Here is a 19,966-nt window from a genome sequence, read left to right as displayed (position 1 = left end):
CATGCCCGCGGGTTGAGCCGATATGGTCTACCTCTTCTTCGCCTCACACTGGACGCTGAGCGTGCTCTTCCAGAGCCTCTTCCAGCACCGCTACGCCGCGCATCGCATGTACACGATGAGGCCTCGCACCGAGCGCGCCCTCCACCTGTGCACCGCGCTGGTGCAGGGCTCCAGCTACCTGGACCCGCGCGCCTACGCCATCCTCCACCGCGAGCACCACGCCTACGCGGACACCGAGAAGGACCCGCACTCGCCCGCGCACCAGAAGAATCCGATGCGGATGATGCTCAACACGGCACGACGCTACGAGGGGCTGCTCGCCCGGCGCATCCAGCCTGAAGCGCGCTTCCTCGGGGGATTTCCCCAGTGGCCCGCGCTGGAGAAGTTCTTCAACAGCTGGCCTTCGCGCCTCACCTTCGGCGCGCTCTACACGTTGTTCTATCGGCGCTTCGCCACGCGCCCGTGGCACTGGGCGCTCTTGCCCGCGCACTTCGTGATGGGGCCGGTGCACGGCGCCATCGTCAACTGGTGCGGCCACCGCTACGGCTATCGCAACTTCGCGAACCGAGACGTGTCACGCAACACGCTGCCCATGGACGTGGTCTGCATGGGAGAGCTGTTCCAGAACAACCACCACGCCCGGCCCGCGAGCCCCGACTTCGCCGCGCGACGCTTCGAGCTGGACCCCACGTGGCAGGTGATGCGGCTGTTGTCCCGACTGAAGCTCATCCGGCTCGCTGGCGAGCCCGTGGAGCAAGCGCCCGTGGCCCCTCGGGCACGGCTCACTGAGTCGAGCTTCGCAGTCGGGCCTTGAGCTCATCGGCCGCGTCCGTGTCGCGCAGCACGACGAGCGTCTGCACGTAGTACGCGAGCGCCCACAGGTTCTCCTCGGGGATGGCGCCCTTCCACGTGGGCATCGCCGCGCCTCCCACGCCCGCGGAGATGACGCGGTAGAGGTCCTCACGCTGGCGCTCCGCCGTGTACGTGGAGCCGTCCACCGTCTCCCCTACCGGCCACACCGTGCGCAGTGGCTGGAAGAGGAAGTCCGGAGGCAGCACCTTCTCCATCTTCGTGGGCTCGCCCTTCGCATCCACCGCCACGGGGTGGTCCGACTCGCGCGCCAGGGCCGTGTACGGGTCCATCTTGGACAGGTCCACGTCGCGGCCCAGCGCCTTCTTCAGCAGCGCGGCCAGCTCCGTGCGCGGGAGGTACGCGACGTGGCAACTCGAGCACCCCGCGTTGCCCGCGCCCGAGACGTGGAAGGCGACTCGGCCTCGTTCGATGGCCTCCGCGTCGCGGCCTCGCCACGGGTCGGTCGACATGGCCAGGGGCTTGCCGGGGACCTCTTCCTTCCAGCGCGGGCTGAAGGTCTTCACGTACTGCAGCACCGCCTCCAGGTCCGCGTCGGGCACGTCCCACGCGAACATCGGAGTGCCGTGCAGGCCGCGACGCAGCGTGCGCTTCAGCGCCTCGTCCGTGGGGAGCTCGCCGACGGCGACGCCTCCGAACTTGAAGAGGCCCTGACGGAAGCTGCGCGGCACGGGCCGCATCCCTCGTCCCGCGGGGCCCTGTCCGTCTCCCTGCTCTCCGTGACAGGACGCGCAGTAGTACGTGTACACCGAGTGCCCGCGCGTCAGCGTCTCCGCTGGGATGACCCGGCCATCCGCGAGCTTCAGGGGCTCGAAGCTGGGGGCGCTCTTCGAGCGACAGCCCGCGAGCATGAGCGGCAACAGCACCATCAGGGCCCGCGAGGTGCGCGCACGGGAGGTTCCGCGAGGAGTCGTCATGGGAGGTACACCGCCACGAAGAGGAGCACCCACATCGCCGTCACGAAGTGCCAGCCCAGCGCGTGACGTCGCAAGGAGGCTCGCACGTCCGCGCCGCGCGCGTGGCGCCAGCAGACGAGGAAGAGACTGAAAGTCACCCCGAGCACATGCAGCGCATGCAGCGCCGTGAGCCCGTGGAACGCCGAGGCGAAGACGCCGCCCTCGGGGATGCGCACGTGCTCGGTCCACCAGGCCTGGTGCGTCCACATCGCCTGGAGCGAGAGGAAGCCCAGCCCCAGCGCGAGGGCACACCGAGCGGGCCACGGTGACTCTCGCCGCCGGAGGCCCAGGTGGAGCACGGCGCTTCCCGCGACGAGCAGGAGCCCCGTGAGACCCAGTCCCAGCAGGGACACAGGGAGCGTGGGCCACGGCTCTCGCATCCGGTACCAGCCCACCGCGAAGGCGAGCGAGGCGAAGAACATCGACCACGCGGCGAGCCCCAGCACCGTGCCGAGCCACGCTGTTCCTTCCGCGTTCGCGGCCTCCGAAGCGGCGGCCACGCGCGCCTTGTCGTTTGCGCCGAGCGCGGCACGTGCATCCAGCGCCCGCGCTGCCGCGAGTGGAGCGGATTCGGCGCGCGTCACGGGCTCGCTCATGTCACGCGCCCCACGGTGGAGACCGCGGCCACTGCTTCTTCTTCGGCGCCCTGTCGGGCCACTCCTGGCAGCACCTCCGCCTGTCCAATCCAGTCGCGCCCCAGTCGCTCCAACACCTCCGGCTGGGACAGCGCATGCGGTCCGCGCAGCACCACGGGGACTTGCGTGAAGTTGCCTTCGCCGGGCGGGCTCGATGCGCACGTCCACTCGAGCGTGCCCACCTGCCACGGGTTCGCTTCGGCCGCGCGCCCGCGCCGCAGCGTCCACACCAGGTTCACGATGAACACCACCTGCGCGGCGCCCAGCAGGAACGCGCACACCGTCGTCCACTGGTTCAGCGGCAACAGGTGCTTCAGGTACGTGTATTGGTACGGGTCATACAGCCGCCGCAGCTGCCCCGCGTATCCCGCCGCGAGCTGTCCGCCGAACACGCCGAGGAACAGCACCGCGCTCGACAGCACGTGCACCTTCGCGAGGCCCTCGTGCAACGCGCGGCCGAACATCTTCGGGAACCAGAAGTAGAGGCCCGCGAAGAGACCCAGGAAGCTGGCGGCCCCCATCGTCAGGTGGAAGTGCCCCACCACCCACAGCGTCCCGTGCAGTGGTACGTCCGTCGCCACCGCGCCCAGCGCGAGGCCGGTGATTCCTCCCAGTCCGAACACCACCATCGTCGCCAGCGCCGCGAGCATCGGCGACGTCAGCCTCACGCTGCCTCGCCACAGCGTCATCAGCCAGTTGAGGAACATCACCTCGGCCGGCAGGGAGATGAGCAGCGTCAGCACCATGAACGTCCGCCCGAGCAACGGCGACATGCCACTGGTGAAGAGGTGGTGCGCGTAGACGAGCCCGCTCAGCGCGGACACCGTCCCCATGGCCCCCGCCGTCAGCCGATAGCCATGCGCGGGCTTGCGGCTGAAGAACGCCACCAGGTCCCCCACCATGCCCCACGCGGGGAGGATGAGGATGTAGACCTCCGGATGACCGAACAGCCAGAAGAGGTGCTGGTACACCACCGGGTCCCCGCCACCACCCACCGCCGCCGCGCCCGCGATGAAGAACTGCGTGCCCAGCAACCGGTCCATCAACAGCAACACCGTTGCGGCGGCCAGCACCGGCACGAAGAGCACGTTCAACACCGAGGCGAAGAACAGCCCCCACACCGTCAGCGGCAGCCGTCCCCAGGTCATCCCGGGCGCTCGACACCGCGCCACCGTGACGACGAAGTTCAGGCCATACGTGAAGGCCGATGTGCCCGCGCACAGCACCGCCACCGTCACCAGCGTCTGCCCCAACCCGGGCGTGAAGGCCGACGTCGACAGCGGTGGGTACGCCGTCCAGCCCGCGCTCGCCGGCCCGAGCCGCACCGCGAACGAGGCCAGCACCAGCACGCCCCCCAGCGCGTACACCCAGTAGCCCAGCGCGGAGAGTCGCGGGAAGGCGAGCCCTCGCGCACCGATTGCCAGCGGCAACACGAAGTGCCCCAACGCGCCGAAGAGCAGCGGCGTCACCGCGAAGAAAATCATCACCAGGCCGTGCATGGTGAAGACGGCCGTGTACGTGGGCGGAGTCAGCGCGCCTCGGGACCCGGGCAGCGCCCAGGCGAGCCCCGGCACCGGCTGCCCCGGCCACGCCCACTGCCAGCGGATGGCCAGCGCGAGCAGTCCGCCCAGCAGCAGGAAGCCCAGGCCGCTCCACAGGTAGCGCCGCGCCACGGCCTTGTGGTCGAGGGAGAGCAGACTCACGGCGCCTTCCACTCCCAGCCCCAGTGGGCCGCGCTGTCATCCACGTCGTAGGCCTGAACGGCCTGGCGTCCCGCTTCGCGCAGCCACGCGGCATACGCCTCCGCGGACAGGGCACGGAGCTCGCCGCGCATCCGGTAGTGGCTGGTGCCGCAGTGCTGGTAGCAGGCCACCTCCCACGTCCCCTCGCGCGCGGCTCGGAACCAGGTCTGGTTCACGCGCCCCGGAATCGCATCCAGCTTCACGCGGAAGTTCGGCAGCGAGAAACCGTGCACCACGTCCGTGGAGACCAGCTGCACCCAGACGGGCACTCCTGTCGGCACGCGCAGGTCGTTCCACGTCACCACGTCGTCGGGTGTGTTGAAGCGGTTGTCTTCGCCCGCGTAGCGCGCCTCCCAGGACCACTGATGCGCGTTGATTTCAATGCGCACCGTGCGCGGGTCCGTCGCGGGGACCTGGAGATTCCACAGCACGTCTCGGAGGTAGCCCTCCGAGCCCACCAGCAGGGCTCCGTCCACCACGAGGAACGTGCTCAGCGCCAGGCCGAAGACCCAAGCGCGCGAGCGCTTCGTGCCACCGTCCGAGGCTGCTCGCTTCGCGTTCCGGAAGCGCCACACCGCCACCACCATCCACCCGAGCGCGAGCGCGGCCATCCCCGCCTCGAAGCGATGACTCCAGCCGAGCAGCGCGTCGATGCGGTGCCCGTCGACACTCGCGTCCTCGGGGAGCGCCAGCGTCCTCGCGCTCAGGCCCGAGGGCGCATCCGACGATGGCTGGGATTTTCCCTCGACGGACTTGCTCGCGCCCAGCAACGTGTCCTCGGGGAGCGCCAGCGTCCTCGCGCTCGTGTCCGAGGGAGCTTCCGACGATGGATGGAGCGCTCCCTCGACGGACGTGCTCACGCGCCATCCTCCCGAGAGGCCTCCCGGCCCGCGCGCCGCACCGCCCACAGCCCCACGCCCACCACCAGGAAGGGCGTGAGCATCAACCCCACGACCAGGAGCGCGGAGCGCACCGCCGACTCGGGCTCGCGCAGGGAGCACGTCGCACATGCGAGCACGTCCAGGGGCAGGAGCACCGTGAGGACCGAGAGGAGTCTCGCCTGGGGAGACATGCGCCCGTCCATCCCTCGCCTCGGAAGGCGGGACGCGCCTCCAGCGAGTGACATGCGCCCGTCCATCCCTCGCCTCGGAAGGTGGGACGCGCCTCCAGCGAGTGACATGCGCCCGTCCATCCCTCGCCTCGGAAGACGGGACGCGCCTCCAGCGAGTGACATGCGCCCGTCCATCCCTCGCCTCGGAAGACGGGACGCGCCTCCTGCGAGAGACATGCGCCAGCGAATCCCTCGCCCCGGAAGGCGGGATGCGGCTCGTCGACCCCATATGGCGCGCTCGCCCATCATCACGGCCTTCCCGGGTAGCACGCGGCCCTGGAGGCCTCAAGCCACGGGCCCGTCGGCGTTCACAGGGCCCGCCTGCCCTCGGGGCGGCCTGATGCCCGCTACACCTCGCGAGTAGGCAGGTTGACCCCGCGCCGTCCGACGCGCTTGTGCCCTCCCAGCCCTTTCGTTAGGTCCGGGCCATGTCCGCCGATTCCCCTCTCGCGCTCCCCCCGGCCCGTCTCACGCAGCGCCCTGGCTTCTGGGCCGGCCTCGCCATCGTCGCGCTGGGCCTCGCCGCGGTCGCCGCCGTGAACTTGAACCGCGCGGGCAGCGAGCCCCTGCCCCAGCTCGGCGCCCTCCCGGACTTCACTTTCACCCGCCATGACGGCCAGCCCTTCGGCAGCGCCCAGCTCCGAGGCCACCCCTTCATCGCCAACTTCATCTTCACCCGCTGCCCCACCGTGTGCCCGGCCTTCACCCGGAAGATGGTCCAGGTGCAGGCGAGCACCGACTCCTTCGGCACGAACCTCCAGCTCGTCTCCTTCTCCGTCGACCCGAAGTACGACACGCCCGAGCGCCTCACCGAGTACGGCCAGCTCCACGGCGCCAACTTCGCTCGCTGGAGCTTCCTCACCGGCGACTACGACGTGCTCAAGGAAACCATCGTCCAGGGCTTCAAGGTCAGCATGGGCCGCGAGCCCGGCTCCGCCGAGGATGACCTGCTCTCCATCTTCCACGGCACCCACTTCGTCCTCGTGGACTCGCGCGGGGAGATTCGCGGGTACTACGACAGCGCGGACAGCGAATCGACGGACCGGCTCCTGCGCGACGTGAAGCGGCTCGCCCGCGAAGAGGGCTGACCCGACCCGCCCTCCCCGGCTCCCGGGCCGGGATGATCCATCCGGTCCACAACACCCTCCTGGAGAGACGCGTCGCGGCATCAGGACGTCGCTTCGCACCGGCGTGATCCATCGGATTGGAAGCTGAGAAAAACAGCCTCAAATCCACACACTGAGTATGGACTTGGCCTCATGTGTGAGAATCAGCCCTGGGTGAAGTACCACCCATGCCCGTGTCGGGCTGCCCTGGCTGGGCGCCTGCTTCGGTGCGACAGGGTGCGGCCCTTGAGGGCGGCTCGCCGCCAGTCCTCGCCTGCCCCGCAAAGCCGAAGGGCCGACCCCGTTCTCACGGAAGGCCGGCCCTCGGTGCTCGTGTCCTTCTCCTGCCCCGCAAAGCCGAAGGGCCGACCCCGCTCTCGCGGAAGGCCGGCCCTCGGTGCTGCATCATCGCGCCAGGAAGGCGCGAGTGCTTACTCGACGAAGGAAGCCTGACGCTGGGCGAAGATGTTCTGCAGGTTCTGCTGGCCCAGGACGTTGTCCGCGAACGCTCCGACCTTGTCGGCGCCCTTGCGAACCGTCTCGGCGACCTTGACCACGTCCTCGATCTTCGAGGTGGCCTTCGCCAGCGCGCCGATGCCGCCGATGGGGCCCTCGCCGAGCAGCGCCGTCGCGCCCTGCTTCATCAGGTTCTCCACCACCGGGGCCAGGAACTTGCCCAGGAAGGGGATCTTCTTGACCTGCTCGCTGATCTTGTTGGCGATGGGCTCAATCACCTCGGCGGCCGGCTTCTTCAGGAAGCCGAGGATCTTGCCACCGATGTCCGCGAAACCACCGGCAACCTTGCTGACCGTCTCCGCCGCCTTACCGAGGAACTCCAGGGGCTTCTGGATCAGCTTGAACGGGTTCAGTTTGGAGAGCAGGCCCATGGCGATACCTCAGAGAGACGAAAGGGGAGTGGAAGAGGGAAGTTTTTGCCGAAGCGAAGACTCAGAGTGATTCTCGGCGGACCGACTGATTTGTTTCCGCCGGAATTTCCGTCGGATTTTCTCCGACATTCCGTACCGGGGTACGAACTCAGGCCCGACCGCCACCACCGCGCTTGATTTGATCCAACATCGCCTGGCGCGCGGCCGCGTCCTGGGGACCCGCCGGGGCCGCCGGCTGAGCCGGGGGGTTGGCCGGGGGAGGCGTCGTCAGCGAGGGATTCCCGCCGGTGGCCTTCTGCTCGAACTTGGAGTTGTCGAAGTCCGGCGCGGAGCCGGGCAGCTCACCCTTCATCCCTCGGATGATGATGTCGGCGGCCTCGTCGGACGTCACCGGGGTGACGCCGTTCTTTCGCAGCTCGTCATCCGGGACGATGTTCAGCTCGGGCTCCAGGTCCTTGTCCTGGGCGTACTTCAGGACCAGCTCCACGTAGTCCTCGAGCTTCATGTTGACGGCCGCGGCGATTTTCTTGGTGTCCGCGTCGTTCAGAAGCTCGGCGCGGACCACCTCGATGGGCCGCTTGAGCCCGCGCTTTGGCTTACCAGCAGCGTTTTCCTGAGACATGTGATGCTCCACGAAGAAAGGACGTGGGCGAAACTGTAGCCCAGTTTTCCTCGTTCACACATTCTCGCCCCTCGGGGACCCCTGAGCCGCCGCGAGCGCGCGCTGATACGTCTCCAAATCCGCCTCCGAGAAGAGGACCACTGTCACCTTCTCAAGGAGTGGCAATCGGGCCAGGGCGGCCTGGATTTCCCGGAGGGCCAAGGGCGCGGCCTTCTCAATCGGGAAGCCGTAGATGCCGGTGGAGATGGAGGGGAAGGCCACCGAGCGCAGCCCCAGCTCCGACACCCGGGCGAACACACTCTTGTAGCACCGGGCCAGCGTCGCCTCTTCGCCCTGGGCGCCGCCGCGCCAGACAGGGCCCACGGTGTGGATGACGTGGCGGGCGGGGAGCCGGTAGCCGCGCGTCACCTTCGCCTGGCCGGTGGGGCAGCCGTGCAGCAGCCGGCACTCGGCCACCAGCTCCGGGCCCGCCGCGCGGTGGATGGCGCCGTCCACGCCGCCTCCTCCCATGAGCGAGCTGTTGGCCGCGTTGACGATGGCGTCCGCGTCGACTCGGGTGATGTCTCCTCGGATGAGCTCCAGCGACATGGGGTCTCCTCGCGTCTCGAGTGGGCCGAGCGCCGACGGGCCCTCACGTCTCGACTGACGGCGCGAGGGGACAGTGCCCCTCGCGCGAGGAGCGTGCACGCGGCTTCTAGCGAGGCGACAGGTTGCGGGCCGCCGGCTTGCGCGCGCTGGGGACGGACTTGCGCGCCTTGGGGAGCGTGCGCGTCACCGAGCCGGGGCGACGGGCCTCGGCGGCCTCGCGCTCCGACTCCGCGACGGCCTTCGCGGCGGCGGCCTTCAACGCGAGCTGCTCCGCCTGCAGCGACCAGCGCCGCCGCAAGAGCTCCTTCAGGCCGTCCTTCTGGAGGTCCACCTGCGCTTGATGCAGCCGGTAGTGCAGGTCCTCCCGCAGCGTGCCGCGAGACAGCGCCGCCTCCGCCGCGCCCGACACGCCCACCACCACCTTGGGACGCTCCTCCTGCATCTGGAGGCAGCGCAGGATGAGCCCCTGCGCCTCGCGCCCGAGCTTGGCGGCGTCGGGGATGAACAACACGCCGTTGCGCTGGCGAAGCGCCGCGGCCAGGTCCGTGGCCTGTCTCACCTCCACCAGCTCCACGTCGAAGTTGCGCGCGGCCTCGAGGGCCCAGCTGCGGCGCTCCTCCTCCGTCCCGCCATGGATGATGAGCGAGGCCCGATTGCAGACGAGCTCTTCTTCTCGGTAACCACTGAGCGTCACCGGCAAACCCCCTGCTGTGATGCGTGGTGCGGGGGATTCTAGCGCCCCATCGGGTCTTCCGTTCAACGGGGCAGGTGTCCTGGCAGGTGGGGACCGAAGCGACCCACCTGAAAACCCTTTCATGTGTACCTGGGTGACTGCTGTCTCAAAGCTGTCCCAAGCTGGTCCCCTCGTCAGGAGCCGGGGACCTCGTCAGGAGCCGGGAACCACCATGACGGGCCGGCGGCAGCGCGCCACCAGCTCCCGAGCCACCGCTCCGGGCAGCGCGTCCGGCGCTCTCGCGGACCCGCCCGAAGTGCCCAGGCAGACCAGATCCACGCCCTCGCGCTCCGTGGCCTGGCAGATGGCCAGGGCGATGTCCTCGCCGGTGACTCCCTCCACGCTCCAGCGCAGCGCCTGGGCCCCCTCGTCGCGAGGCACCAGCTCCCACAGCCGTCGCAGCGTCACGTCGCGCTCGCGCGGAGGCTCCGGCAGCACGCCGTAGTGGTCCAGATAGCCCGTCTCGCCCAGGCGCTTGCGGTGCACGTGCAGCAGGTGCACCCGCCCGCCTGGCCCCACCAGGGAGCGGGCCTGGGAGATGGCGCGCTCGCTCGCCTCGGAGAAGTCCACCGGCACCAGCACGCTGCGAGGCGGCTGCGCGTGCCGGGGCTCGTGCAGCCCGTCCGGGACACACACCACGGCCTGCTCCGCGTGCCGCAGCACCCCGGCCGACACCGAGCCGTGCCACAGCCGCTTCATCGAACCCCGCGCGCGCATGCCCACCACGACGAGGTCCGCGCCCCGCGAGAGCGCCACGTGCAGCAGGTGGTCCGCCGGCCGCCCGAAGCCGGGCTCCAGCACCACCTCCACGCCACCCTCGCCCAGGAGGTCCCCCACCTGCTCGCGCACCTCGCGCAGCAGCACGGTCTCCACCGCCGGGTCCAACGCCTCCATGTCCCGGGCCTTGGGCTCCAGCAGGTCGACGTGAACCGGCGTGTGGATGCCCAGCCGCTCCCGCTCCTCCAGCGGCGAGCACACGTAGGTCGCCAGCACGTCGCACGGCCCCACCCGGCGCAGCTCGCGCAGGAAGGCCACCGCAGCGTCGGCCGTGGGGGACAGCGGATCCACGCCCACCAGGACGAGCAGCCTGCGCCGCCCTCGCAGCCAGTCCACCAGCGCGTCCGCGCGACGCACCGCCAGCACCGGGCCGCAGCCATGCCGGGCCAGCCGCTCCGGCAGCGAGGCGCGCCGCCACGCCGAGGTGCGCCAGCCCTCCGCCGCGGCCACCACCCACCGCGAGTGCCGACACTCCTCGTCGGCGAGCACCGCGTCCGTGTCCGAGCGGACCCGACAGCTCACCCGCCCGGGAGGAAGCTCCAGTCGCTCCGCCAGGGACTCCAGGTGCCGTTGGGCCTCCAGGCGCGAGGCCTCCGTCAGCGGCTCGCCGTCCATGACGCCCACCAGCAACAGCGGCTCTCCCAGCCTGGCCGCCAGCGCCGCGGCGACTTCCACTTCCCGGGACTCCCGCGCCATCAGCGGGCTCGCACAGACGATGGCCATGGCCGCCCTCCTCGCGGGGATGGCCTGGACTCCATCCCTCCTCGGGACAGATGCGCACGATGCCGCCGGGCGGGGGGCCCCTCCTCGGGGTCAGCCTGGCCTGGGACGTGGGGCGCGTGGCCCATCGCACGCCGGGCCCCGAGCCGGCCAACCGCCCGGCTGGACGACTACTTCGCCTTCTCGGGCCGGGGGTGCCCGTCGTGGTTGGTGTGGTCCTGCTCGTCGCGGCTGCCGCCCCGGTCGTCGCTCTTGCCGAACGTCGCGATGAAGACCTGGTCGCCGTTGCTCGTGTACCGGTAGTGCCGACCCCAGGGGTCCAAGGGCAGCGACGGCAGGTACTTGGGCACCAGCAGGGGCTCCAGGTCCGCCTCCTCCGGCAGCACGTTGCCGTCCGAGTGGAAGCGAGACAGCGCGTCCTCCAGCACGGCGATATCCTGGTGGATCCGCTCCGAGTGCACCGCCTTCGAGCGCGTCAGCGCCCCCACGAACACCGCGCAGACAAGGGCGAGGGCGAACACCAACCCCACCCACAGCACGGGTGAGCGACGGGAGGGCGGAGGGCGGTCGTCAGCGGACGGATTCATCCCCCCACCCTACCGCCAGCGGCGGTCTGGGGTGGGGAAGACTTCACGCGGGCCTAAAGCGCGCGGAATAGCGGCACCGGCTGCTGCTTACCCTTCAAGCGCACGGGCGGCAGGTCCTCGAAGGCCGTCTCGTTGGCGTCCACCAGCTCGCGGGTGCGCTCTCCCACGAGGATTTCCCCCGGGCCCGCGAGCGCGCACAGCCGCGCGGCGACATTCACCGCGTCGCCGATGCAGGTGTACTCGGAGCGCACCGTGCTGCCGATGTTGCCGGCGACGACGACGCCCGAGTTGATGCCCACGCCCAGCTCCAGCACCAGCGGGTGACCGTCCCGGCCGTTGGCGGCCCACTCGGCCTCCGCCTCCACGCGCAGGTCCGTCATCGCGTCCATCATCATCTTCGCGCACTGGAGCGCGCGCAGCGCGTCGTCCGTGCGCGCCACCGGGGCGCCGAACACCGCCATCAGCCCGTCGCCGAGGAACTTGTCCAGCGTGCCGCCGCACGTGAGCACCGCGTCCGACAGCCGGCCCAGCACCTGGTTGAGCACTCCAACCACCTGCTCGGGAGGCAGGCTCTCGGCGAGGCCGGTGAAGTTGCGGATGTCCGCGAACAGCAGCGTGGCTTCGCGCTTCTCGCCGGTGAGCACCACCGCGTCCGCGCTCTTGAGGATTTCGTCCACCACCGCCGCGGAGGTGTAGCGGGCGAACAGCTTGCGCATCCGCTCCGTCTCGCCGGTGCGGCGCACCACGCTCTCGATTCGCGCCGCCAGCTCGTCCATGGACGCGGACTTGTTGACGTAGTCGTCGGCGCCCGCGCGCAGGCCGCGCACGCGCTCCGCCTCGCGGTCATTCGCGGTGAGGATGATGACGGGGAGCCCCCGCGTGGGGACCTCCTTGAGCCGACGGCACAGCTCCACGCCGTCCAGCCCGGGCATCTCCAGGTCACTCAGGACGATGGCGGGCTGCAGCCGGCTCATGCCCTCCAGCGCCTCGAACGGGTCCTGGTAGCAGAGGACCTCGTAGCCCAGGGCGACCAGTCCCTCCTGCACGAAGGCACACGCCAGCGGACTGTCATCCACGACGACGACCCGGCGACGCCCGTCGATGAAGGGCCGCGGGTTCTCCTGCCGGCCCGCGATGCGGTTCTGCAGGCCGAGCGCCTCGTAGATTTGCTTGTACGTGCAGTGCCCCAGCTCCACGAGGATTTCGCCCAGCTTGCGCCCGTCGCGGCGCTGACGGGCGAGCGCCTCCTCCAACTGCGCGAGCGTCACGTACTTCAACCCCACCAGCAGCTCGCCCAAGGCGGGCTGCGAGGGCCCCTTGTCATGGTGCAACCCCAACGCCTCTCCCAGCGCGTCCTGAATCTGCTCCCGGGTGACGTAGCCGAGGGAGATGAGCGCCTCGCCCACGCGCTGGCCAGTGAGCGCCTGGAGGGCCAGGGCTTCCTGCACCTGCACGGGCGTGACGATACCCAGCTTGAGCAGCAGGTCACCAAAGAGGGGGGATGCGCTCATGAGGGTCACCTCGGCGTCCGGTGGAGCCTTGGACGCGGCCAGCAGCGTATCCCACCTCCCGACGCTCCGGGAGGACTCCACGGACTGGACGAGGCGAGGCGCCCACGACCCGCCCCACGGTGCGGCCCCGGGTCATCACCGGGGTGCGGGCCGGGAGGACTTCCGAGGGGGAGGCGGCGGGAAGGTGAACTCCACGCGGCGGTTGGCCGTGCGACCGAGCGACGTCCCGCTCGACTCGAGTGGCTTGTCGGCCCCCATCCCCTGCGCCTCCAGTCGCTCCTTCGGCACGCCCTGCCCTTCCAGGTAGGCGACCACGGACTCCGCGCGCGCCTGCGTCACCGCGCGCCCCGTCGTCTCGTCGTCCCAGGCATCGGTGTGTCCCTCGACGATGACGCGCGTCAGCTCCGGGTGCGCGAGCAGCACCCGGGCCACGTTGTCCAGCAGCGCGTGGGAGCTGGCCTGGAGCTTCGCCGTCTGGCTCTCGAAGGTGATGCGCTCTTGCAGCTCCAGCTTGTCGCGGAGGAGGACGACGCGCTGCTTGTCCTGGGCCGGGCAGCCCTGGTTCGCCCCCGGGCCGTACGTGGTGGGGCAGTTGTCCCGGTGGTCGGCCTGGCCGTCGCCATCCCTGTCCCGCTCGGGGCACCCGCGCAGGTGGGGCACGCCCTCGTCGCGAGGACAGGCGTCGTCCTCGTCCGGAACTCCGTCGCCATCCTCGTCCTTCTCCGGGCAGCCCTGTCGCTCCACGGGGCCGGACTCCTCGGGACAGGCGTCCGCGGCCCCCTCCACGCCGTCCCGGTCCGGGTCGACGATGGGACAGCCCTTGCGCTCCAGCAGGCCGGACTCGCGGGGGCAGGCGTCCTTCGAGTCCTCCACGCCGTCGTCGTCGAAGTCGCGGGCGGGACAGCCCTCACGGAAGGCGGGGCCCGCGTGGCGCGGACACTTGTCGACGGAGTCGTCCAGGCCGTCGCCGTCGGTGTCCTTGATGGGGCAGCCTCGCGTGGTGACGGGCCCGTGGATGAGGGGGCACGCGTCGTCGGCGTCGGACACACCGTCACCGTCGCCGTCCGGAGCGGGCCGCGCCTGGGGCGCATGGCCACATCCTGAAGCGAGCGCCCCTCCCAACAGGAGGAACAGGACTCCGCCGCGCAAGGCACGCATCATCACCGCGTCACCAGAGCGCACGGGGCCAAGCGCTGTCCAGGTGATGTGTCACGCCCCAGGTCCGTCGCCGACGGGGAGCACGTGCTCACGTCGGCAGCGTGCCGGCCAGGGGCAGCTCCACGGTGAAGGTGGAGCCCTTGCCGGGCTGACTCTGGACGCGGATGCCGCCGCCGTGGGCCTCGACGATTCGCTTGGTAATCCAGAGCCCCAGGCCCAGGCCCTTGAAGTGCTGCGCGGACTCCGAGCGCTCGAAGCGCTCGAAGATGCGCTCCTGGTCCTCCAGCGCCACGCCGATGCCCTCGTCCTTCACGGCCAGCTCCGCCATCTGGCCGCGCTGCTCCACCTGCACCGTCACCGGACGCCCCGCGCCGTACTTCGCCGCGTTGGACAGCAGATTCACCAACACCTGCTCCAGCCGCAGCTTGTCCCACTGCCCCACCACCTCCTCGTCCGCCAGCAGCAGCACCTCGCTGCCCGCGCGCACCAGCTCCTCGGACATGCGCGACACCAGCTCGCGCGTCAGCGCCGCCAGGTCCAGCTCCTCGCGGTTGAGCGTCAACCGGCCCGCGCTGATGCGCGACACGTCCAGCAGGTCGTCGATGAGCAACCCCAGCCGCTGCCCCGCGCGCGCCGCCTTCTCCGCGCGCTCGGCGAGGCCGCTGGCCGCCATCGCGTCCTTCGCCATCCGCGCCAGCAGGTGAATCTGGAGCTGGAGGGCGTTGAGCGGCGACTTCAGCTCGTGCCCCGCCACCGACAGCAGCTCGTCGCGAGCCTTCACCGCCTGCGTCGCCGCGCCGTACAGCCGCGCGTCCTCGATGGCCAACGCGGCCCGCGCGGCCAGGCTCTCCAGGAGCGCGCGCTCCTCCGCCGTGTACTCGCGCCCGCGCGCCTCGCGGATGACACCCAGCGTGCCCAGCACCCGGCCCCGCGCGCCCAGCGGGACGATGATGAGGCTCTGCGGCCCGTAGTGCTTGAGGAAGGTGACACCCTCGGGGGAAGGGTCCCCGAGCAGCTCCTCCGCGCTCAGCCGGGGCACGAAGAGCGTCTTCCCCGTGGCCACCACGCGGCCCGACAGTCCTTCCCCCACGCGCGCGGGGTTCATCCGCAGCGACGACTCCAGCACGCCGCGCGCGTCGGGGTCCGGGTGGTGCGCCGCCACCAACTCCAAATGCTCCCGGTCCTCGGCGAGCAACTGCAACACACACCCGCCGCCCAGCGCCTCGGACACCTTGCTCGCCAGCACGTCCAGCACGGTGGGCAGGTCCAACCCCGCCTCGGCGATGAGCTGGCTGACCTGCACCAGCACATGCAGCCGCGCGGCGCCGCGCCGGCTCTCTTCCTCGGCCGCGCGCGCGGCGCGGAACAGCCGCGCGTTGTCCATGGCCAGCGCCGCGCGCCGCGCCAGCTCCTCCGCCAGCGACAGGTCCGTCGCATTGAAGGGCGCCCGCCCCGCGTCCCGCACGAAGGTCAGCGCGCCCAGCGTGCGCTGCCGGGCGACGAGCGGCGTCAGCAGCAGCGTGCAGGCACTCCACGTCGGAGCGCCTCCCGTCGCGGAGGGCACGCGCGTCCTGCGGGTCTCCATGCGGGATTGCCCGCTGGCCAGCACGCGCGCCAGCGTGGAGGGCTGGCCCGAGTCCAGCGGGAAGCTGGTCAACTCCAACACGCGCTGCGCCTTCTCCGGGTCCGCGTGCAGCACCGCCAGCCGCCGCACCACGCCCTCGTCATACGAGTCCACCGAGCACCCGTCCGCGAAGTGGCCCAGCGCCAGCCGCGCCACGCCGGACACCGTCTCCTCCCAGCCCAGCGAGCCGGACACCAGCGCGCTCGCGTCCGCCAGCAGGCTCAGCCGCGTGCCCAGCGCCTCCGCCTCCAACCTCGCGGTGTGCTCGCGCTCGTACAGCCGCGCGCGCTCCAGCGCCTGGCCACACTGCCGCGACAGCCCGATGATGGACGCGCGCTCCAGCGCGGTGAAGTCCTTCTCCCGCTCGAAGCCGAAGGCCAGCGTGCCGAACACCCGCCCCTCGACGAACAGCGGCGCCAGCGCCAGCGCGCGCAGCGGCCCCTCCGCCATCAACGCCGCGAGCCTCGGGTAGCGCGCCTGTATCGCCGCCAGCGTCTCCATCCACACCGGCGCCTCGTCGAGCACCGCGTCCTGGCCCGGCAGGTCCTCGCCGGTGCGGGGCAACACGCGCAAGGGCTCCAGGAGCCCGTCCGGCACGCCCACCGCCGCGATGAGCTCCGCAGCCTCGCCGCCCTCCTGCGTCAGGTGCACCATGCCCGCCGTCGCGTCCACCGCGGGCAGCCCCAAGTCCAACACCACGTGGGCCACCTCCTCGCGGGTGAGCGTCTGGCCGAAGGCCTCCGTCACCGCCTGGAAGCGGCTCAGCCGCAGCACCTCCGCCTGCTCCACCTGCGCGCGGGCCCGAGCCACCTCCACCCGCGTCCCCTCCACCGCCTGCTCCCGCTCCAGCGCCAGCCCCGCGAGGCGCGCGTAGAGGCCCAGGCGCTGGAGGTCCTCCTCCGAGGGCACCCGCCCCTCGCCCAGCACGGCGCCCAGCACGCCGATGACACCGTGGGCCACGGAGGCGGACAAGGGCAGCGCGACGAGGCCCACCGCGCCCAGCTTCCGCCGCGCCTCCGGTGCCCCCGAGAGCAGCGCATCCCGCTCCAGGTCCACCGCCAGGTACGGCAGCAGGGCCCCGTCGATGTCGCGTGTGCCCGCCAGCAGGCGCTGGCCGCAGGCCTCCACCGCGTCACCCGGCAGCTCCGGCGTGGCCAGCGTGCGAGGGACGCTTTCGTCCTCCCGCCAACAGATGAAGACGCCAGATACAGCGAGGGCCGCCGCGGCCTCGCGCAGCAATGCCTCCAGCACCGCCCGCACCGGCGGCGCCCCCGACAGCCGCTCCAGGGTCCGCGTCACGCGGTCCGTCGCCGCCAGGTTGCTCTCGGGCACCTTCATGCCCACACGTCCCCCCGGTCCGGGCCCACTGGGGCCTGTCGCGAAGCGTCAGTGTCCCATGTCGGGCGAGGCCGCGAAACCCAGGGACCCCTGTCCCCAGGTACAGGGGGGGCCTCACCTTTCAGTGAGCGAACACATTGAAGAACGCGAAGAAAATCTCGAGGACGATGAGCAGGACGATGACGGCCTCCAGCGTATGGGAGCGGTCGATGTCCACGTCGCCCTTGAGCAGGCCATACGTCTGGGCGAGCAGCTGCTGCTTGCGAGTGACGGAGCCCTGCCAGGCGGAGATGCGCATGCGGCGCACCGCGCCCTCGTAGACCTTGGCCAGGTAGAAGTCGCCGATGATTTTCAGGCTGTTGTCCACGCGCTCGATGAACTCGTTGAGGTCCACCAGCGTGGTGAGCGTCTGCCGCGTCAGCGTGCGGTACGGACTGCGGAACAGCCGCGTCCACCCGTGGCGCTTGGCCTGCACCTCGTCGTGGATGCGGGCGATGTGCTCGTCCAGCCGCTCGTCGTAGTAACGGAATTCCAACAGTTGCGCGTTGGCGATTTCGAGCAGGTCCGGGATGTCCCCGGAGCCCGAGGGCTCGTAGACGAAGGCGCTGTTCCAGTCGATGACGACCAGGTCGTTCACCGTGTAGCTGAAGCGCATCTGCGTGACGGCTTCACTCTCGCGGCGCGACAGCGGCGTCTGGCCGTTCTCCCCCAACAGCAGCCGCGCCAGGTCCGCCCCTTCCAGCTCCAGCAGGTCCTCCGCGGACGGGTTGCCCTGGATGCTCTCCGCGAAGATGACGGTGTAGCTCTCGTTCTGGTCCCACAGGTGCGGCTCCTGCACCGCGGAGGCGATGGTGTTGCGCACGCCCTCCACCAAATCCAACGCCAGGTCCTCCAGCGCCTGGCTGTCATACAGCTCGTCCGCCACGCGGGTGAGCTGCTCCAGCGACGTGCCCGGCACCACCGGCACGCGCAGGATGATGGACGCGGCGCCATGGTCGAACAGGCGCGCGGTGGCATCCACCGTGACGGGCCCGTCCTTCAGCGCCAGCGGCCGGCGCCCCAGCTCATACGCCAGCGGCGGATTGGGCAGCTGGAGGTACTGGCCATTCTCGCGCGACAGCTTGAGGCGGCGGGTGTCCTCCGACACGGCCTTGCGCGCGCGCTCGAGGTTGATCTCCTCCGCGATGTCGAAGGTGCGGTAGCACAGGACGTGGGCCTTCTCGAAGAGCAGGGGAGCCGAGGCAGCCATGGTGCGCGCAAGCCTAGCGCGCCTCCCCCACACCAGGAGGACAGGGTGGCTTCCGACACCCATCTGTCCACCCCGTCACATTGTCGATGTTTCACTCGACGAAGCCTGTCACCGACAGGCCCCGCCCATTCCTCTCAATTGGCCGCGCGTCAAGACTGGGGCGCAACGCCTGCCATGAGGGCGGGCAGCGCGCTCACGGGGACGGCTTATGAGCCCGGGCACCCGGGGGCAAAAGCTCCGTGCGCACATCCCACAGCTCTGGGAAGAAGCGTAAATCCAAGGCCTTGCGAAGGAAGGACACCCCGGAGGAGCCTCCGGTGCCCTGCTTGAAGCCGATGATTCGCATCACCGTCATCATGTGACGGTAGCGCCACAACTGGAACCGCTCCTCGGTGTCCACCAGCTTCTCGCACATCTCGTACGCGTCCCAGTGCGCGTGGGGGTCCTCGTAGATGCGACGGAACACCTCCACCACCGCCGGGCTCTTCACGTACGGCTGCCGCCAGTCGCGCTGGGCATGGTCCTCCGGAATCGCATGCCCCGAGCGCGACAGATGGCGCAGGAACTCGTCATAGAGGCTGGGAGACTCCAACAGCCGCTCCAGCTCCCCATGCACCTCCGGTTGGTGGCGGAAGGGACCCAGGGCATTGGAGTCCTTGTTGCCCAGGAGGAACTCCACCGCGCGGTACTGCCAGCTCTGGAAGCCAGACGCGGGCCCGAGCGCGTCGCGGAACTCCAGGTACTCGTTCGGCGTGAGCGTCTCCAGCACGCTCCACTGCTCGAAGAGCATCCGTTGGATGTTCCCCACTCGCGCGAAAATCTTGAACGAGGGCTCCAGGCGGTCCGCCTGCACATAGCGGATACACGCGCTCAGCTCGTGGATGAGCAGCTTCATCCACAGCTCGCTCGTCTGGTGCTGGATGATGAAGAGCAGCTCGTCGTGATGCGGTGGCTGCGAGCGCGGAACCTGCGCCGTCAGCAGCCGGTCGAGCTGTAGGTAATCACCATACGTGGTCCTTCCGGCCAGGTCGGTGATGATTCCAGGCTCCAAGTCGCGTTTGTTCATGGGCCCGGGCATTCATGCCCCTGCAAGCCCCCGCGGGCAAGACTTCCCGTACGGGCTGCCCCCGAACCCTCTCCCTGCCAGGGAGCACGGTTGACGGAGGTGTGGTCACTGTCTGCCCGGGCCGGGGCCAAACGTGCCGCTGATTAACCGTTCGCTGCTTGGGCGGCGGCGGCCAGGGCCTTCGACGCGGCGCGACCACGCGGCAGCTTGATGTCCTCCACGCTGTTCGCGGGCGCGTAGTCGACCCACGCCGACGGGCGGCGGTTGGTCTTCTCCAGCATCCGCAGCTTCTGGTAGTGCGCGGCGCAGTAGCCCTTGGTCCGGCTGGGCTTGCCGCAGTCGACGATGGCGCACTCGCGCGAGCCATCCGCCGACGCCGACGGCTTACGGCCGCGACGCTTGCCACCCGCCGACACCGACGCCGCCGCGCTCACCGCGCCACGCGCCGCCGCGGGAGGACGACCGACGGCCTTGCGGCCCGGCTTCGCCGCCGCGACCTGGGCGCCGAACAGGGGGCCCACGACCTCGGCCAGGGGGGCCAGTCGCTCCGCCACGTTGCGCAGTGCATCCAGATCCGCCGTCCCGGACTCCAGGCGGGAGACCACGTCGCGCAGCGGCTTGAGCTGGACCTCGATTTCGTTACGGATCATGTCCCGAAACGCTTTATCCACGGACATTCGTTCAAT

General features: G+C 70.3%; 19 protein-coding genes. 2 read left to right on the top strand and 17 right to left on the bottom strand.

The window, feature by feature from the left end; all coding sequences use genetic code 11:
• Positions 1-22 precede the first annotated feature (22 nt).
• Entirely contained in the window at positions 23-814 is a 792-nt protein-coding gene (locus ACN469_RS22755; RefSeq protein ID WP_498770840.1) for an acyl-CoA desaturase, read from the top strand.
• Here the strand turns inward: ACN469_RS22755 and ACN469_RS22750 are convergent.
• Genes ACN469_RS22750 through ACN469_RS22730 form a run of 5 tightly spaced genes read right to left on the bottom strand, consistent with a single transcriptional unit; the run spans position 783 to position 5,275 of the window.
• Positions 783-1,787, bottom strand: coding sequence for a c-type cytochrome (locus ACN469_RS22750; RefSeq protein WP_498770839.1), 1,005 nt, complete (start codon positions 1,785-1,787; stop codon positions 783-785). The two genes, ACN469_RS22755 and ACN469_RS22750, sit on opposite strands and share 32 nt — an antisense overlap.
• Positions 1,784-2,422: a cytochrome c oxidase subunit 3 gene (locus ACN469_RS22745; protein WP_498770838.1), complete on the bottom strand. Its 639-nt coding sequence runs from the start codon at positions 2,420-2,422 to the stop codon at positions 1,784-1,786. Before ACN469_RS22745 ends, ACN469_RS22750 begins: the two co-directional genes overlap by 4 nt.
• Positions 2,419-4,164: a cytochrome c oxidase subunit I gene (locus ACN469_RS22740; protein ID WP_498770837.1), complete on the bottom strand. Its 1,746-nt coding sequence runs from the start codon at positions 4,162-4,164 to the stop codon at positions 2,419-2,421. The genes ACN469_RS22745 and ACN469_RS22740 overlap by 4 nt, the downstream gene beginning before the upstream one ends.
• Entirely contained in the window at positions 4,161-5,063 is a 903-nt protein-coding gene (locus ACN469_RS22735) for a cytochrome c oxidase subunit II (protein ID WP_498770836.1), read from the bottom strand. The genes ACN469_RS22740 and ACN469_RS22735 overlap by 4 nt, the downstream gene beginning before the upstream one ends.
• Entirely contained in the window at positions 5,060-5,275 is a 216-nt protein-coding gene (locus ACN469_RS22730; RefSeq protein WP_498770835.1) for a hypothetical protein, read from the bottom strand. The genes ACN469_RS22735 and ACN469_RS22730 overlap by 4 nt, the downstream gene beginning before the upstream one ends.
• A gap of 467 nt (positions 5,276-5,742) precedes the next feature.
• On the opposite strand from ACN469_RS22730, the gene ACN469_RS22725 reads away from it, so the two are divergent.
• The gene (locus ACN469_RS22725) at positions 5,743-6,402 is read left to right on the top strand and encodes an SCO family protein (RefSeq protein WP_498770834.1); all 660 of its coding nucleotides are present in this window, start codon (positions 5,743-5,745) and stop codon (positions 6,400-6,402) included.
• A gap of 449 nt (positions 6,403-6,851) precedes the next feature.
• Here ACN469_RS22725 and ACN469_RS22720 read toward each other — a convergent pair whose 3' ends face one another.
• The 12 genes from ACN469_RS22720 to ACN469_RS22665 all read right to left on the bottom strand — a co-directional run bounded on the left by ACN469_RS22720 (position 6,852) and on the right by ACN469_RS22665 (position 19,957).
• Positions 6,852-7,307, bottom strand: a complete 456-nt coding sequence (locus ACN469_RS22720; RefSeq protein ID WP_498770833.1) for a hypothetical protein — start codon at positions 7,305-7,307, stop codon at positions 6,852-6,854.
• Positions 7,308-7,455: 148 nt separating this feature from the next.
• Positions 7,456-7,929 carry a hypothetical protein gene (locus tag ACN469_RS22715; protein WP_498770832.1) on the bottom strand — a complete coding sequence of 158 codons (474 nt, stop codon included), beginning with the start codon at positions 7,927-7,929 and terminating at the stop codon, positions 7,456-7,458.
• A 54-nt stretch (positions 7,930-7,983) separates the two neighbouring features.
• On the bottom strand, positions 7,984-8,517 hold the full coding sequence (locus ACN469_RS22710; protein ID WP_498770831.1) for an O-acetyl-ADP-ribose deacetylase: 534 nt from the start codon (positions 8,515-8,517) through the stop codon (positions 7,984-7,986).
• Positions 8,518-8,623: 106 nt separating this feature from the next.
• Positions 8,624-9,211, bottom strand: a complete 588-nt coding sequence (locus ACN469_RS22705; RefSeq protein WP_498770830.1) for a Fis family transcriptional regulator — start codon at positions 9,209-9,211, stop codon at positions 8,624-8,626.
• A gap of 192 nt (positions 9,212-9,403) precedes the next feature.
• Complete coding sequence (locus tag ACN469_RS22700) at positions 9,404-10,750, bottom strand: universal stress protein (RefSeq protein WP_498770829.1); 1,347 nt, start codon at positions 10,748-10,750, stop codon at positions 9,404-9,406.
• Between the two features lie 167 nt (positions 10,751-10,917).
• Entirely contained in the window at positions 10,918-11,334 is a 417-nt protein-coding gene (locus tag ACN469_RS22695) for a type II secretion system protein GspG (protein WP_498770828.1), read from the bottom strand.
• Positions 11,335-11,387: 53 nt separating this feature from the next.
• On the bottom strand, positions 11,388-12,845 hold the full coding sequence (locus ACN469_RS22690; protein ID WP_498770827.1) for an adenylate/guanylate cyclase domain-containing protein: 1,458 nt from the start codon (positions 12,843-12,845) through the stop codon (positions 11,388-11,390).
• Positions 12,846-12,980: 135 nt separating this feature from the next.
• On the bottom strand, positions 12,981-14,027 hold the full coding sequence (locus tag ACN469_RS22685; RefSeq protein ID WP_498770826.1) for an OmpA family protein: 1,047 nt from the start codon (positions 14,025-14,027) through the stop codon (positions 12,981-12,983).
• Between the two features lie 64 nt (positions 14,028-14,091).
• Positions 14,092-16,965, bottom strand: coding sequence for a sensor histidine kinase (locus ACN469_RS22680; protein ID WP_498770825.1), 2,874 nt, complete (start codon positions 16,963-16,965; stop codon positions 14,092-14,094).
• Positions 16,966-17,086: 121 nt separating this feature from the next.
• Positions 17,087-18,214 carry a hypothetical protein gene (locus tag ACN469_RS22675; RefSeq protein WP_498770824.1) on the bottom strand — a complete coding sequence of 376 codons (1,128 nt, stop codon included), beginning with the start codon at positions 18,212-18,214 and terminating at the stop codon, positions 17,087-17,089.
• A gap of 193 nt (positions 18,215-18,407) precedes the next feature.
• On the bottom strand, positions 18,408-19,292 hold the full coding sequence (locus ACN469_RS22670) for a tryptophan 2,3-dioxygenase (RefSeq protein WP_498770823.1): 885 nt from the start codon (positions 19,290-19,292) through the stop codon (positions 18,408-18,410).
• A gap of 131 nt (positions 19,293-19,423) precedes the next feature.
• Positions 19,424-19,957 carry a cell wall protein gene (locus tag ACN469_RS22665; protein ID WP_163868546.1) on the bottom strand — a complete coding sequence of 178 codons (534 nt, stop codon included), beginning with the start codon at positions 19,955-19,957 and terminating at the stop codon, positions 19,424-19,426.
• Positions 19,958-19,966 lie beyond the last annotated feature (9 nt).

The sequence above is a fragment of the Corallococcus terminator genome (assembly GCF_049194865.1).
GTDB classification, from domain to species: Bacteria; Myxococcota; Myxococcia; order Myxococcales; family Myxococcaceae; genus Myxococcus; species Myxococcus terminator_A.
This window is presented reverse-complemented; position numbering and strand designations above follow the sequence as displayed.

Bases quoted from the DNA above. Each gene is read 5' to 3' on its own strand.
- ACN469_RS22670 (WP_498770823.1), bottom strand. From the start codon at position 19,292: ATGCCCGGGCCCATGAACAAACGCGACTTGGAGCCTGGAATCATCACC.
- ACN469_RS22750 (WP_498770839.1), bottom strand. From the start codon at position 1,787: ATGACGACTCCTCGCGGAACCTCCCGTGCGCGCACCTCGCGGGCCCTG.
- ACN469_RS22730 (WP_498770835.1), bottom strand. From the start codon at position 5,275: ATGTCTCCCCAGGCGAGACTCCTCTCGGTCCTCACGGTGCTCCTGCCC.
- ACN469_RS22745 (WP_498770838.1), bottom strand. From the start codon at position 2,422: ATGAGCGAGCCCGTGACGCGCGCCGAATCCGCTCCACTCGCGGCAGCG.
- ACN469_RS22680 (WP_498770825.1), bottom strand. From the start codon at position 16,965: ATGAAGGTGCCCGAGAGCAACCTGGCGGCGACGGACCGCGTGACGCGG.
- ACN469_RS22665 (WP_163868546.1), bottom strand. From the start codon at position 19,957: ATGTCCGTGGATAAAGCGTTTCGGGACATGATCCGTAACGAAATCGAG.
- ACN469_RS22715 (WP_498770832.1), bottom strand. From the start codon at position 7,929: ATGTCTCAGGAAAACGCTGCTGGTAAGCCAAAGCGCGGGCTCAAGCGG.
- ACN469_RS22700 (WP_498770829.1), bottom strand. From the start codon at position 10,750: ATGGCCATCGTCTGTGCGAGCCCGCTGATGGCGCGGGAGTCCCGGGAA.
- ACN469_RS22710 (WP_498770831.1), bottom strand. From the start codon at position 8,517: ATGTCGCTGGAGCTCATCCGAGGAGACATCACCCGAGTCGACGCGGAC.
- ACN469_RS22690 (WP_498770827.1), bottom strand. From the start codon at position 12,845: ATGAGCGCATCCCCCCTCTTTGGTGACCTGCTGCTCAAGCTGGGTATC.
- ACN469_RS22755 (WP_498770840.1), top strand. From the start codon at position 23: ATGGTCTACCTCTTCTTCGCCTCACACTGGACGCTGAGCGTGCTCTTC.
- ACN469_RS22725 (WP_498770834.1), top strand. From the start codon at position 5,743: ATGTCCGCCGATTCCCCTCTCGCGCTCCCCCCGGCCCGTCTCACGCAG.
- ACN469_RS22720 (WP_498770833.1), bottom strand. From the start codon at position 7,307: ATGGGCCTGCTCTCCAAACTGAACCCGTTCAAGCTGATCCAGAAGCCC.
- ACN469_RS22695 (WP_498770828.1), bottom strand. From the start codon at position 11,334: ATGAATCCGTCCGCTGACGACCGCCCTCCGCCCTCCCGTCGCTCACCC.
- ACN469_RS22675 (WP_498770824.1), bottom strand. From the start codon at position 18,214: ATGGCTGCCTCGGCTCCCCTGCTCTTCGAGAAGGCCCACGTCCTGTGC.